Source organism: Arthrobacter sp. UNC362MFTsu5.1 (assembly GCF_000685965.1).
Taxonomy (GTDB): Bacteria; Actinomycetota; Actinomycetes; order Actinomycetales; family Micrococcaceae; genus Arthrobacter.
The window spans coordinates 207,921-222,341 of the sequence record NZ_JMLE01000004.1 but is presented as its reverse complement, the minus strand read 5'-3'; the positions used below and the strand labels follow the sequence as shown (position 1 = coordinate 222,341).

Sequence of the window (14,421 nt, the reverse complement as noted above, 5' to 3'; positions counted from 1 at the left end):
CAAGGCCCCATCGGCTGGGCCACCAGCGAAGCGGACACCAACCAAATCGACACCAGCCAGGCTGCCAAAACGGCAGTGAGTGGCGAAGCTTCGGTCCCCGCGGAACCGGACCCTGCGGACGACGGCTGCCGGAACACCACCGAGTTCCTCCGTTTGCGGCTCCGGATCGGTGCCGGCGAAGCCCGCCGCCGGCTCGCGCTGGCCGGGGCGGTACTGCCGCGGACCGGGATCACCGGGCACACCCAACCACCGGAACGGCCGGAACTCGCCGCCGCCGTCGCAGCCGGGACCGTCGCGTCGCGGTCCGCGACCATCATCACGCTCGCCCTGGACCGGGCCGGCCACCACGCGGATGCGGAAGTTACCGGCCGGATGGAGCATGCCCTGACCCGGGCCGCGGTGGAGCACGACACCGACTTCGTCGCCCGGGTCGCCGGGCAGTGGACGGAGGCGATCGACCAGGACGGGTCCGAACCCACCGAAACCGAGCTCCGGCACCGCCAGGGTGTGTTCATCAAACAGCCCCGCCGCGGACTGCAGCGGATGGAAATCTTGGCGACCACGGAGCAATCCGAGCACCTGCTGACGGCGATGAACATCGCCACCAACCCCCGCACCCGCGCTGGTGAGGGCAGTGCCGGTAGCGACGGTGACGGGACAGGCAGCACCGGTGAGGAGAAGCCGGACCTCGATAAGAGGACCCGCCCGCAGCAGCTCCTGGATGGTCTCGTCGGCGCGGTTAAAGCAGGACTGACCACCGGCACACTCCCGGCCGCGGGCGGGCTCCGGCCCCAGGTCATGGTCACCATCGACTACCGCGACCTCCTGGCCCGGCTGGACAACCTCGAACACCCCGCCGCCCAAGGACCCGGCCACCGTTCAAGCACCGCCACCGGAACCGGCACCGGCTTCCGCGGCACGGGCACGGGCACGGGTGCCACGGCAGGCATCCCCGTCACAGGCATCCCCGGCACGGGCTCCTTCACGTTCACCGGCCCCGTCACCGCCGCCACCGTCCGCAAAATCGCTTGCGACGCCGACATCATCCCCGTCCTGCTCGGCAGCCAGGGACGGATCCTGGACATCGGACGGACCACCAGGGTCTTCCCGCCCCACATCCGCAAAGCCCTCACCGCCCGCGACCAAGGCTGCGCCTTCCCCGGCTGCAGCATCCCCGCACCCTGGTGCGAGGCCCACCACATCACCTACTGGTCACGCGGCGGAACCACCAGCACAGACAACGGCACGCTGCTCTGCAGTTCCCATCACCACTTGATCCACAAAGAGCAGTGGCAGATCCAGGTCAGAACCGGGATCCCCTGGTTCATCCCGCCACCCCACATCGACCCAAGCCAGGTCCCACGACGAAACAACTACTTCAGATGCTGAAAGGTGCACGCCCTGAACTGCCGGGCTGGGCACTGCGGCCCGGCGAAACGGACGGCGCCTCACTTCACGGCGGTCAACCCTAGACGGCGGTCGACCGCTGTGCGGCGCCCTACTTCACGGCGTGCCACTTAACTGCGCGCCACCCGCAGATGGATGGCGGAGCTAGAGGTGATTGACGGAGGCTATACGTGGATGACGGAGCTGACCGCGAGAACCGTCGGCGACTGCTTGCCATGCTCGCAGACGGTAACGTCAGCGGTCACCTCGAAGTCGCGGCGGTCGCTATTCCTGCCACGGCGGCCGTAACCGTCGATCGCGAAGTCCAGGTCAGTTGAACCGGCGGCCACCTCATACATGAAGTCCGCCGTGAAAGTGGCACCCTTGAGGCTTAGCGTCGGCAAAACGCATGCCGCACCCACGCTGATGAAGGAAAACGACAAACTGCCAGGCACCGGCGCCTGCCCACCAACCTGCAAGGCCGACGCAACGAGCACTACCGGATTTATGGTGATGCGGACGCTCACCGAACCGGAAACGGCGCCAAGACCCCTCAGGCTGAGCGCGACGGGCACCTTGACCGCGGGCCGCAGGTGGCCGGCCTCGTTGGGATGCGTGGTCGAAGGAATGGCCCGGACACCCGAGACCAGCATCGCTGAAGCTGACCCGCTCGAAGTTGCCCCGCTCGACACTGCCGCAGTCGAAGCTGGCCCGGTCAAAGCCGGCACCGCCGCGGCCGGAAGGACAGCAGCTGCGGAGGGAGAGACATACGTCGCTGGCATGGACGGAACCGATCGCTCGCCGCCCCACACCGCCCTGCGGCGCGTGGTTCCGGCATGGTCCTTGATGCGATAAGCAAGCTCTGACATCTACGTCCCCCGTAGCAATCGGTTGGACCTCCCGAACGGGTCGCCCAGCTGCTGTGACCGGTTTCACCGGTTGACTCCACTGTGCACACTGTGCCTTTAGGTTCACGCAATCGATGCACAATTTTGGATCAACATCTGCTGATTCATCTAGGCGATTCGCCCCCGGGCAGGGGCGGCCCCGCATGTTAAGTTGAAGATCAGGGATCGCACCGATCTGACAGCCACTCCGGAAAGAGCCCTCACCGTGGAATCGCCAACGCCCGTACGGATCCTCACAGTCTGCACGGGAAACATCTGCCGCTCCCCCGTGGCCGAACGCCTGCTGCAGGCCGGACTGGACCAGGTCCTGCCCGGCGGCTTCGAAGTGCGGAGCGCCGGTACGCGTGCCATGGTTGGCAGCCCCATTCAGCCGCTCTCGGCCGAGATCGTGAACATGTACGGCGGCACGGACAAGGGCTTCGCGGCCCGGCAGCTGACCCCCAAAATCCTGCGCGACACGGACATCGTGCTGACCATGACCTCCAAGCATCGCGGCGAGGTGCTGCAACTGGACGCCTCCCTGCTGAAGCGCACCTTCACCATCCGGGAATTCGCGCGCATGCTGGAAGCCCTTGAGGAGCGCGACGCCGCAGCGGGCGAAGCGAGCAAAAAAGCGCCCGACGCCGGCACACTCTGGCGCGGCCTGCCCGCCCGCCTCGCCTCCGTCCGGCACCTCGCCCTCGCCGCGGACAGCGCCGACAACGAAGTGATCGACCCCTACAAACGCGGCCCCGAGGTGTACCGGCAGATGGAAGACGAGCTAGCCCCCGCCATCCTCACCATCCTCCGCTACGCCCGGCTCAACACGCCCACATAACAGGACTTTCGGCGTCGCCCTTTTCCGCATTAGCGGTGGTAGCGTCCGGTTATGGACAACCAGTCTGATCCGGAAGGAGCGGCTGAAAGCAAGCCGCCGAAGGGAAATTTTGCATGGCTTCCCGTCTGGCTGCGCCGGCAGCCCACCTGGCTCAAAGCCGTCCTGGCCATGGTCCTGGTGATGGCCCTGGGCAGCACGGCGTACGCGTTCTCGCAGGTGGGACGCGGCGGTCCGCCCGCCCCCACCGCCAGCGGGGTGGCGACGGCGGAAGGCGCCACCGCGACGCCGTCCCCCACCGAACCGGCCCCGGCACCGCCCGCGCCGCCTCCGCCGGCACCTGAACCGCCGCCCGTGGCCATGAACATCCTGATCATCGGCAGCGACAGCCGCGGCGATTCCCGGGCGGAGGAAGCCCAGGCCGCCGCCGGAACACCGGCCGATCAGCGCGGCGACGTCCTGATGCTGGTCCATGTTCCGGCCGACCGGCAGAAGATCTACGGCATCTCGATCATGCGCGACATGTGGGTCAACATTCCCGGCCGCGGCGAAGCCAAGATCAACGCCGGGCTGGAACTGGGCGGCATTCCGCTCATGGTCCAGACCGTGGAAGGGCTGTTCAACACCCACATCGACCACGCCGTGATGGTGGACTTCCCGGGCCTGTGGGCCGCCACCGATGCCCTGGGCGGCGTGGACGTGAACGTCACCGTGCCCTTCACGTCCACCCACGACACCCGGCACAACTTCCCCGCCGGCATCAACCACCTCACCGGCGGCCAGGCCCTGGAGTTCGTCCGCGAGCGCTACGCGTTTGCCGACGGCGACTTCCAGCGCATCCGCAACCAGCAGACATTCCTCAAAGCCGTCATCAGCAAGTTCATGAGCGCCGGCACCCTCACCAACCCGCAAACCGTCCTGAACGTGGTCAACGCGGTCCGGCCGCACTGGACCGTCAGCCCGGGCCTCACTGTGGAAACCATGGCCAAGCTGGGCTTCAGCCTGCGCGACGTGGGCCCCGAAGATGCCATCTTCTTCCGGCTGCCCGACGGCGGCTTCGGCTTCAGCACCACCGGGCAGTCGATCGTCTTCCAGAACCCCGGCGCCATAGGCGCCATATCCGCAGCACTCGCCAGCGGAACCCTGGCGGACTACGTGGCGGCCAACGGATTTGAGGGCGGGAACTGAGAGGGCGGGAACTCCGGAACTGACGGCTCGGCTACCAAGGAAAGCCTCCACCACGCCAAAGTGGCCATCTGCAGGCGATTAAGGACCTACACAGGTGGCTGTTGAATCAGGGTGATGGTTTTGGTGAGATAAGTTCCGGCGACGGCGGCCGCTTAGGCGGCCAGGCCGCCGTCGAACGTTCCGCCGTCGTGCGTTCCGGTGAAGTGAGTTCCGGTGAGGTGCGATCCGCCGCTTACGCGGCGAGGCTCATGGCCCGGCTCCTGAGTCGGGTTGCCCTCTCCGTACCCTTGTGCGCCGCAACCGGCGGCGCGGGAGCCAGGACGCTGATGTTGCATTCCGCCTGAAGCGGATCAATGGACGCCGGCAAGTGGTGCGATTCCGAACATGCCTGCAGCTGCTCCATTGCAGCCGGCTCAACACGCGCGTGGCTCACATCCACCACCAGGTGGAGTCCTTCCTTCAAATGATTTGCCCTCTTCACAACCACATACAGGGCCTGGAGGCTTTTCGCCGTCACATGGCCTTGGGCGGCAACTTCAGCCTGTCCGCAATCGAGATCGAGTCGTACTAAAACCTTGAGTTTGTCGTTCAAGTGTTTCCCCTATTCACTGCATGGCCGCGACGCTGCGACCTCCATCAGCCTAGGGAGCGAATGTGACGTACGCAACATTGTGCGTCACATGCGGAAAGAGTGGCGTTATGAACCGCACGGGGTGTTGTGGCCGGCTGCGGCGTGGGGTAATGACTCGCCTACGATGGAGCCGGTGAGGACCGGGACGTTTGTGGCATGGATGAAACGCCGCCAGATCGGCCTTTATCTTGCCGCCATAGTTGCCGGCGGGGCCGCGGGTTTCCTGGCACCCGGTAGCGCCGCTGCCCTGGAGCTGGCCATCAATCCCGTGCTGGGGCTGCTGCTCTACGCCACGTTCCTGGGCATCCCGTTCGCGTCATTGGGGCAGGCCGTGCGCGACCTGCGTTTCATGGCAGCCGTGCTGGTGCTCAATTTCGCCGTGGTGCCCGTTGTGGTTTTCGGGCTGAGCCGGTTCGTCGCCAACGACCAGGCACTCCTGGTGGGCATGCTGCTGGTGCTGCTGACGCCGTGCGTCGACTACGTGATCGTGTTCACCGGCCTGGCGGGCGGGGCCAGTAACCGGCTGCTCGCCGCGGCACCTGTGCTGATGCTCGCCCAGATGCTCCTGCTCCCCGTGTATCTGCTGGTGTTCGTGGGGCCGGGCCTGGTGTCCGCGATCGACCCGGCACCGTTCGTGCAGGCCTTGGTGGGGCTCATCGTTGTCCCGCTGGCTTTGGCGGCACTGACGCAGTGGCTTGCCGGACGGTCCTTGCCGGGCCGGGAAGGTGACCTTCCCGGCGTCGGACGTGCCGTCGTCGGGCGGCGGGTCATGGCCGTTATGGCAGCCCTGATGGTCCCGCTCATGATGGTGACGCTGGCCGTGGTGGTGGGTTCGCAGATCACGGGCGTGCGCTCTGAGCTGGGTTCGCTGGTGGCCGTGGTGCCGCTGTATGCCGCGTTCCTGCTGGTGATGGTGCCGCTGGGCCTGCTCGCGGCCCGGGCTGCCCGGCTGGATGCCCCGGCCACCCTGGCTGTGGTGTTCAGCGGTGCCACCCGCAATTCCCTGGTGGTGCTTCCGCTGGCACTGGCGCTCCCGGAGCCGCTGGCCCTCGCCGCCTTGGTGGTGGTGACGCAGACACTGGTGGAACTCGTCGGCATGGTGGCCTTGGTGCGCTTCCTGCCGGGGCTAGTGCCGGCCGGCGCTTCCGCCCGATAACGGAACCAGGCTCCAGGCAACGCCTCTAGGAGGCCGTGACTGGAGCCTGGCTGCGTACCGCGGAATCATGCTATCCGCGAGATTGGTTTAGCAGGTGAGCGCCACCGATCCGGTCAGGTTGGTACCGGTCTTCGTGCAGTTGAAGATTTCCGTTCCCGGAGGCTGTTCGATGACAAGGGTAATGCTCGTCACCGTTACCACGGGGTTGACGCCGGTCCAGTTGGGATTCGGGCATCCAGCTTCGGCCCCGGTTACTGTGCTCGGCGCCGTCAGCACTGCCGCGAGCGTGTTGAGCGTGAGGTTGCCGTTCTTGATAGCGCTGCTGTCAATGAAGGTTGGAGCGACGGCCGGACCAATGACCACCTTGTTCTGTCCAGGTGCAGTGTTTCCGCCGCCGTTCTGGCACTGGTACACGGCAGCTCCGCTGACCGTGACGGTGGCAAGAAGGTCTTCGCCGCCGAGTCCGGTGATGACCGCCCTACATGTTGTTGTTGCCGTAGATCCACTGATGCTCACGGTGCAGACCGGCGAACCGCCCTTCTTAAAATGCGGACTAGCTGCCTGGGCAGCCGACACCCCTGCCGTGAAAGCCAGCAGGACAACCGTGAAAAGCATGATGAGTTGTTTGATGATTTTCTTCATGGGATTGACCTCTGAGATGGCGCTGGCATAGACCAGCGCATAGTGGCACATCCACTCGGACACCGACTATCCCGTTGCCCGAGAATAGTCCGTTGCCCCCCAGTAATACGGGCCAATATCCGACGCGACATACAGAATGCGCGTCCTACAGAATCGTTACGACGGCTCCTGGGCCTCGCCAGGAACCGCCTGAAAATGTACTCCTTCTCAGGAGCTCTGCTTTGAGTTCCCGATTCTTCAAAAGACACCATGCGGGGTCGGGGCGAATAGGGTCTTTTGCACCTATTCTTTCGGCTCTGCGAAGCGGTGACTGTTTCGTCTCCTCGTTATGAGACGGGAGCAAGGCGCCTACGTGGGGCTGAGACACTTCACGTGAGCTAAGGGCCGGCGGCGCCTGGGGAAGCCTCGGTCTCAGAAGGCTTGTCACCGCCGGCCCAGCTCAACGTGATCCGGAAACGTTGTCCGGGCCAAGTATCGGACTGGCGGGAGTTCCCAGGGGGACCAGGTCCTCCGCCGACCGACTCCTAAAGACTATTTACCGCCAACATCCTGTGCGTGAGTGGCCACTACTTGTCTTTAAGTTGCAGAAGTGACGCGGTGTGCAGGGCGCTACGCACGGCGATAGCGGACCACTCTATCCCCCGGTAGCGAACGCGGGTGCCCGCAGCGGAATAGCTTTATATATTGAGTCAATGACCCAGACTCCAGTGCAGCACCCTGCCGACCACACCCCTGCGTCCGCCGCCCCCGTAGCCAGGAAGATCCCCACGGAACGGACCCACCACGGCGACACCTTCGTGGACAACTACGAATGGCTGCGGGCCAAGGACTCCGAAGACGTGGTGGAGCACCTCAAGGCAGAGAACGCCTATCAGGAAGCGGTCACCGCCCACCAGGAACCGCTCCGCGAGGCCATCTTCCAGGAAATCAAGGGCCGCACCCAGGAGACGGATCTGTCCGTCCCGAACCGCAAGGACGGCTGGTGGTACTACACCCGTTCCGTGGAGGGCAAGGAGTACGGCATCCAGTGCCGGGTCAAGGCCCTGAACACCGGGGACCCGGTGGCCGACTGGACGCCCCCGGCGGTGGAGGCCGGCGTCGAACTTCCCGGTGAAGAAGTCCTGCTGGACTGCAACGTGGAAGCCGAAGGCAAGCCGTTCTTCGCCGTGGGCGGCACCGCCGTGACCGTTGACGGCAACCTTTACGCCTACGCGGTGGACAACGCCGGCGACGAACGCTTCACGCTGCGCTTCAAGGACCTCCGCACCGGCGAGATGCTCCCGGACGTCATCGAGAACATCTTCTACGGCGTCTCCTTCTCCCCCGACGGCACGCGCCTGTTCTACACCGTGGTGGACGACGCCTGGCGCCCCTACCAGGTCAAGTCCCACGTGCTGGGCACGCCCGTCACCGACGATGAGGTGATTTACCAGGAGGACGACGTCGCCATGTGGCTGGGCTTCGACCTCGCCTCCGACCGTCGTCACCTCGTGCTGAGCATCGGCTGCTCCGAGTACAGCGAGACGCGGCTGCTCCGCTTCGACGATTACGACGCCGGACTCAGCACCGTGATTTCCCGCGACGAACGCGTCCTCTACGAGGCCGAACCGTTCCTCTTGGATGGCGCCGAGAAGATCCTGGTGACGCACAACCGCAATGCCATCAACTCCATGGTGTCGCTGGTGGACCCGGCCGAGCTCACCAGGCCGCTGGCCGAGCAGGAGTGGACCACCGTCGTCGAACATTCCGACCAGGTGCGCGTCAACGGCGCGGGCGTTACGTCCACGCACGTGATTGTGTCCGTCCGCAAGGACACCATCGAGCGCGTGCAGGTGCTGGCACTGGCCGGCCTGGGCACGGCAGAGCAGGGCGACCCGGTGGAGCCGGCGTTCGACGAGGAACTGTACACCGCCGGTGTGGCGGGCTCCGACTATGAGGCGCCGGTGATCCGGATGGGCTACACGTCATACTTCACGCCGTCCCGCGTGTACGACTTCGTGCTGCCGACTCCGGCTCAGCCGGCCGGTGAGCTGCTGCTCCGCAAGGAAAGCCCGGTGCTGGGCGGCTACTCCCCCTCCGACTACGTGGCCACCCGTGAATGGGCGACGGCGGCCGACGGCACCAAGGTTCCCCTGTCGGTGCTGCGGCACGCATCCGTTTCCCGCGATTCCTCCGCGGCCGGCCTGGTGTACGGCTATGGCTCCTACGAGCTGAGCATGGACCCCGGCTTCGGCATCCCGCGGCTGTCGCTGCTGGACCGAGGGATTGTGTTCGTGATTGCGCACATCCGCGGCGGCGGCGAGCTGGGCCGCCACTGGTACGAGGACGGCAAGAAGCTCCACAAGAAGAACACGTTCACCGACTTCATCGCGGCCACAGACTGGCTGGCTGGTTCCGAGTGGGTTTCGCCGTCCCGGATCGCGGCAATGGGCGGCTCCGCCGGCGGGCTGCTGATGGGCGCCGTGGCCAACCTGGCACCGGAAAAGTACGCCGCGATTGTGGCCGCCGTGCCGTTCGTGGACGCGCTGACCACCATCCTCGATCCGGAGCTGCCCCTGTCCGCCCTCGAGTGGGAGGAATGGGGCAACCCGATCACGGACCCCGAGGTGTACGCATACATGAAGTCCTACACGCCGTACGAGAACGTGGGCGCCCTGCCTTATCCGAAGATCGCCGCCGTGACCTCCTTCAACGACACGCGTGTGCTTTACGTGGAGCCGGCCAAGTGGGTGCAGGCCCTCCGTGCTGTTTCCACCGGGTCCGAGCCGATCGTCATGAAGATCGAGATGGACGGCGGCCACGGCGGAGCCTCCGGCCGGTACGTCCAGTGGCGCGAACGTGCCTGGGACTACGCCTTCGTGGCCGACTCCGTGGGCGCAGTGGAACTGCTGCCGGGGGCCGGGCTGAAGTAACTCCATCGATTGCTCCGTGACGGCCCTTTTGGATCCCCTAAACGGCCGTTACGGAGCAGTCGATGGGCTACTGGGCGGGTTAACCGCCGTCGGGGTGTTCGGCAAGCAGGTCCGCGAGCGTCTCCAGATTGGCGCGGACCGTCCGGGTGTGGGCCTTCTGCACGAAGGGGTCGGCCAGTTTTCCGAACACCCCGCCGAGCCCTGAACCTGCATCGATGCGGTGGGTGAGGCGGGTCCCGTCGCCCTCGGGCTCTAGGGTGTCGGTGATCGTGAAGTCGAACTGGCCTTCAACGGACCGGATCACCGTCTTGTTGGGCGGATCGAAGTGGGTGTTTTCGCTGACCCAGTCGAAGTGCCTGCCCAATACCTTGCTGCTGCCTTTGGTCCGGGTGCCCACCCCGACAGGACCATCTCCCACCTGTTCGGCCTGGACAACGGACGAATCCCACACGGGGATGTTCTCGCTCCTGATCAGGAACTCGAACACTTCCTGGGGCGGGCGGGCAATGAACACACTTTCTTCGATGACGGGCATGGCGGGCACTCCTCGGACACGCCTTCTGACGGCACGGCTCGGCCGCCAGGTAGGTTTAGCGCCAGTGTGGGCCGCCCCCGGCTGGGGTGTCAACGCCGAGCATTGGCTGCCTCGGCCGGGATAGCTACCAAATAATGATCATCATGCTTACTATTGACTGGCATTAGGCACATCGGTTTAGAAACTGCTCACTGGGGGCAGCAGAACCCGTGCCGGAACTGGAGTTATTCGTGAGCACTGAACAGGGCTTGACACCGCTTTCCGACGAAGAACTGATGGCACAGGGTGGCACCGCGCTTCCGGATAAGGAAGTAGCCTCCGTCCTGGACCTGAACGCCGACCTGGATCTGGGCATCAACGCCGCAGCACCTATCGACCTCGCTGTGGCAGCCAACGCCAACGTGGCAGCCCCGATCGACGCTGCGGCCTCCGCGAACATCCTCTCGTACGGTTCCGAGGCACAGGCCCTTGCTGACCAGGGCGTGATCATCGATCAGGGCATCACGGCTGATGCCACGGCAGACTCCACGCAGGACAGCACTATTGACCAGGCGCCTGAGACAACCGACGCAGACACTGCCGGCAGCGGCGCGGCGGACGGAACCACCGCTGGCGGAACCACCGACGTCGGCGCCCTGCCGGTGGATCCCTCCGCCGCCTTGGACGGGGACCTCCTGAACGTCAACGTGGATCTGGCCGCCGACGCGGACATCGCTGCTCCGATCAACGGCGCAGTTGCAGCCAACGCGAACGTTGCCGCCCCGATCGACGCGGCGGTGGCTGCCAACATCGGTTCCATCGACAGCGACGCGTTCGCCGTGGCCCAGCAGGATGCCATCATCAGCCAGCACATCGACGGCGAAGCCACCGCATCCGCTGACCAGCAGTCCGATCTCCGCCAGTAGAGCCCGGAGACAAACACCACAATGAGCACGCCTTAATGAGCACTGTGCACGGCGGGCCGTCCCGGCTGGACGGCCCGCCGGCTTCCTCCGCGCCCGCCGCAGGCCAGCTGACGGACGAATCCGGGACGCCCGCCGCCTCGCCCGACGTTCCCGTCCGCGCCGACGGCATTGAGCTGATCGGCGAAACGAAGGGCTCCGGCTACCGTGAGCCGCCGTCACTGGTACGCCGTGCCGACGGGCAGGCCATCCAGCTCACGCGACTGCTGTACCTCGTGCTGGAAGCGATCGACGGCCACCGCAGCGTCGATGAGGTTGCGGACCATGCCGGTTCCAGGTTCGGCAAGCTGGTCAGCCCGGACAACGTCCGCACACTGATCAGCTCGCAGCTGCTGCCGCTGGGGCTGCTCCGGCTGGCCGACGGTTCGCAGCCCGAAGTGAAGAAGGCCGATCCGCTGCTGGGCATGCGCTTCCGGTACACCGTGACCGATCCGGACCGCACACGGAAACTGACCGCCCCGTTTGCGGTGCTCTTCAATCCGCTCGTCATCGTGGCAGTGTGCGCAGCCTTCATCGCCGCGTGCTGGTGGGTGCTGATGGTCAAGGGACTCGGCTCGGCCACGCATGACGCCTTCGCCAACCCCGGCCTGGTGTTGCTGGTCCTGGCTGTGACCGTGCTGTCCGCCGGTTTCCACGAGTTTGGCCATGCTGCCGCCGCACGCCGCGGCGGCGCCACGCCGGGAGCCATGGGCGCAGGCCTGTACTTGATCTGGCCCGCATTCTTCACCGACGTCACGGACTCCTACCGGCTGGGCCGCGGCGGCCGGATCCGCACGGACCTGGGCGGGCTGTATTTCAACGCGATCGTTGCCGTGGCCACCATGGGTGCCTGGTGGGCCACCGGCTTTGATGCGCTGCTGCTGGTGGTGGTCACCCAGATCCTGCAGATGGTCCGCCAGCTGCTTCCCCTGGTCCGCTTCGACGGCTACCACATCCTGGCCGACGCCACCGGTGTGCCGGACCTCTTCCAGCGCATCAAGCCGACCCTGCTGGGGCTGCTGCCGTGGCGCCGGACCGACCCGGAGGCGCAGGTTCTCAAGCCCTGGGCGCGCGCCGTTGTGACCATCTGGGTGCTGGTCACCGTGCCGCTCCTGCTGTTCAGCCTGGCAATGATGGTGATCTCGCTGCCGAGGCTCCTGGGCACAGCATGGGCAAGCGTGCTGAAGCAGCAGTCCCAACTGACCGAAAGTCTCACCGCCGGTGACATCGCGGGCGCCGCGGTGCGCGCCCTGGCGATCGCCGCCGTCGCGCTTCCCGTGGTGGGCATCTTCTACGTCCTGCTGCGACTGGTCCGCCAGCTGACAACAGGGCTGTGGCAGAAGACCCGCGGCAAGGCAGTCCAGCGCGGTGCCGCGATGGCCGTCGTCGCCGCTGTTGCCGCCGGCCTGGCCTGGGCCTGGTGGCCCGGAACAGACACGTACCGGCCGGTCCAGCCGTACGAACGCGGCACCCTGGCCGATGTCACGACGGCGGTGTTCCCCACGGCGTCATCCACAAAGCTGAGTGAGGGCCGGGCCGGGAAGACGGTGGCGTTGTGGCCCGCCGGTGCCGCGAAACCCACCCGGGAACAGCCCCAGCTGAGCATGGTCATGGTCCCCCGCGCCGACACTGCCGCCACCCGCAGCACGAACGCCGGCAGCGAGGCCGCCGCGCCGCCGTCGTGGGTTTTCCCCTTCGACCAGCCGGCCGCCCCTGAAGAGGGCGACAACCAAGCTCTGGCGGTCAACACGCAGGACGGCTCGGTGGTGTACGACGTCGCCTTCGCCCTGGTCTGGGCCGAGGACGGCGAACCTGTGGACACCACCAACGAGGCCTACGCCTTCGCCAGCTGCACCGATTGCGCGGCCGTCGCTGTGGGTTTCCAGGTGGTGCTGATGGTGGGCCAGGCGGACGTGGTCGTTCCGGAGAACCTGTCCGCTGCCGCGAACTACAACTGCGTCCGGTGCCTCACGTATGCGCTGGCCAGCCAGCTGGTGCTCACGTTGGATGGACCGCTCAGCGACGACGGCATGGCCCGGCTCAACGCGCTGTGGGCTGAGATCGCCGAGTTCGGGCGGAACCTGCAAAACGTTCCGCTCTCCGAAATCCAGGGACGCCTCGACGCGTTCAAGGAGCAAGTCATGGAGATAGTACGGAACGATCCCAGCGCCACCAAGGGCACCGCCACGTCCGCGACGCCAAGCTCCACGGCCACTCCGGTGCCCGGACCGTCCGAATCAGCGCCCGGGTCAAGCCAGGCGCCCGTCCCCTCCGCCACCGGCGGGGCACCGGCGCCCTCGGGAACGACGACGGCACCGGTTCCGGCAGGGCCCGTCACCGGCGGCGCCGTGACGGAGAGTCCGGCCACCACCGCTGAGCCCACTGCAGCGCCGACGGAACCGGGCCTAGCCACGCCCACACCCACTTCGACCGGCGGTTGAGCCTGCGGCTGCGGCGACCGGTGGTTGAGCCTGCGACTGGGTCGACCGGCGGTTGAGCCTGTCGGGACCCGGATCTCGACAGGCTCGGTCACCGGGGGTTGGCAGGATCTAGGCGCCTTGTCTAGGCGGTGACTGGACCGGTCGGTGCCGCGGCGCTGGCGGCATGTCCGCGGCGGCCGCTGGGCCACATTTGCACAGCCATGACGAACGCCCAGGCAGCCATGAGGACCAGGGCCACCAACCGGGGCGGCGAGTCGAACAGGCCAACGTAGGAAACCATCAGGCCGTGGACGATCCAGGCGACTCCCGAGGCGGCAGCCAGCCATCCCGGCCACCGGGCAAATGCGTATCCGTACGCGATGGCCAGGCCGTAGAAAATCAGCGCGAGTCCCAGCAGGATGTTGGAGTAGCTCTGCAGAGCGTACTCAGTCCATCTCAACCCCATGGCAGCTGACAGCGCTGACGACTCCTGATCGGCGGGAGCAACGGCCCAGGCGTCCACAGCCCATTTGAGCGCCACGCCGTCCACCGCCTGGAGCATGGTGATGGCCGCCGCGGTCAGCACCACCGCTACCAGGCCGAAGCGCGCCAGCGGTTTTGGCCCCTCCTTCTGGGCGGTCATGGCGAAGTACAGAGCCACGAGGCCGCCGGAGAACATCAGGGCAGCCACCCACTGCGCGAAGTGGATGGCAATCCAGCCGTCGTTCTGCGCGTACTCCATAAAGACCGCTGTGTGGTTCATGGGGTGCTCCCTGGACGGGTGGACCGCCGTTGCGGCCACCAGCAGGATGACGCCGAGGGGAAGCGCAATCGCACCGATCCTCCCCCAGAATGCTCTTGGTTCCACTCCCGTTTCCATCGCTTCTC

The 14,421-nt window shown here is 66.2% G+C and carries 12 protein-coding genes; 7 read left to right on the top strand and 5 right to left on the bottom strand.

The features are described from left to right. Positions 1–1,389 (top strand): HNH endonuclease signature motif containing protein (locus BS38_RS24560; protein WP_081818832.1); only part of this gene is annotated, 1,389 nt, incomplete at its 5' end. Between the two features lie 182 nt (positions 1,390–1,571). Here the strand turns inward: BS38_RS24560 and BS38_RS27045 are convergent. Further along, positions 1,572–2,255, bottom strand: coding sequence for a hypothetical protein (locus BS38_RS27045; RefSeq protein ID WP_156037074.1), 684 nt, complete (start codon positions 2,253–2,255; stop codon positions 1,572–1,574). A 244-nt stretch (positions 2,256–2,499) separates the two neighbouring features. Here BS38_RS27045 and BS38_RS0106430 point away from each other — a divergent pair, with 244 nt between their 5' ends. Both BS38_RS0106430 and BS38_RS0106425 read left to right on the top strand, forming a co-directional pair. Continuing rightward, the gene (locus BS38_RS0106430; protein WP_028270053.1) at positions 2,500–3,111 is read left to right on the top strand and encodes an arsenate reductase/protein-tyrosine-phosphatase family protein; all 612 of its coding nucleotides are present in this window, start codon (positions 2,500–2,502) and stop codon (positions 3,109–3,111) included. 51 nt (positions 3,112–3,162) lie between these two features. Further along, the gene (locus tag BS38_RS0106425) at positions 3,163–4,296 is read left to right on the top strand and encodes an LCP family protein (RefSeq protein ID WP_028270052.1); all 1,134 of its coding nucleotides are present in this window, start codon (positions 3,163–3,165) and stop codon (positions 4,294–4,296) included. Positions 4,297–4,528: 232 nt separating this feature from the next. On the opposite strand, the gene BS38_RS0106420 is transcribed toward BS38_RS0106425, so the two are convergent. Beyond that, the gene (locus BS38_RS0106420; RefSeq protein WP_028270051.1) at positions 4,529–4,888 is read right to left on the bottom strand and encodes a hypothetical protein; all 360 of its coding nucleotides are present in this window, start codon (positions 4,886–4,888) and stop codon (positions 4,529–4,531) included. A 199-nt stretch (positions 4,889–5,087) separates the two neighbouring features. On the opposite strand from BS38_RS0106420, the gene BS38_RS0106415 reads away from it, so the two are divergent. Next, positions 5,088–6,083, top strand: a complete 996-nt coding sequence (locus tag BS38_RS0106415) for an arsenic resistance protein (protein ID WP_028270050.1) — start codon at positions 5,088–5,090, stop codon at positions 6,081–6,083. Between the two features lie 87 nt (positions 6,084–6,170). Here the strand turns inward: BS38_RS0106415 and BS38_RS0106410 are convergent, their stop codons facing one another. After that, positions 6,171–6,725: a hypothetical protein gene (locus BS38_RS0106410; RefSeq protein WP_197024905.1), complete on the bottom strand. Its 555-nt coding sequence runs from the start codon at positions 6,723–6,725 to the stop codon at positions 6,171–6,173. Positions 6,726–7,417: 692 nt separating this feature from the next. On the opposite strand from BS38_RS0106410, the gene BS38_RS0106405 reads away from it, so the two are divergent. Further along, positions 7,418–9,637 carry a S9 family peptidase gene (locus BS38_RS0106405; RefSeq protein ID WP_028270048.1) on the top strand — a complete coding sequence of 740 codons (2,220 nt, stop codon included), beginning with the start codon at positions 7,418–7,420 and terminating at the stop codon, positions 9,635–9,637. 79 nt (positions 9,638–9,716) lie between these two features. Here the strand turns inward: BS38_RS0106405 and BS38_RS0106400 are convergent, their stop codons facing one another. After that, a complete protein-coding gene (locus BS38_RS0106400) occupies positions 9,717–10,172 on the bottom strand; it encodes an SRPBCC family protein (protein ID WP_028270047.1) in 456 nt (151 codons plus the stop codon). Positions 10,173–10,402: 230 nt separating this feature from the next. On the opposite strand from BS38_RS0106400, the gene BS38_RS0106395 reads away from it, so the two are divergent. Continuing rightward, positions 10,403–11,077, top strand: a complete 675-nt coding sequence (locus BS38_RS0106395) for a hypothetical protein (protein ID WP_028270046.1) — start codon at positions 10,403–10,405, stop codon at positions 11,075–11,077. A 35-nt stretch (positions 11,078–11,112) separates the two neighbouring features. After that, positions 11,113–13,554, top strand: a complete 2,442-nt coding sequence (locus BS38_RS0106390) for a hypothetical protein (protein ID WP_028270045.1) — start codon at positions 11,113–11,115, stop codon at positions 13,552–13,554. Positions 13,555–13,675: 121 nt separating this feature from the next. On the opposite strand, the gene BS38_RS0106385 is transcribed toward BS38_RS0106390, so the two are convergent. Then, on the bottom strand, positions 13,676–14,413 hold the full coding sequence (locus BS38_RS0106385) for a hypothetical protein (RefSeq protein ID WP_028270044.1): 738 nt from the start codon (positions 14,411–14,413) through the stop codon (positions 13,676–13,678). Positions 14,414–14,421: the final 8 nt, after the last annotated feature.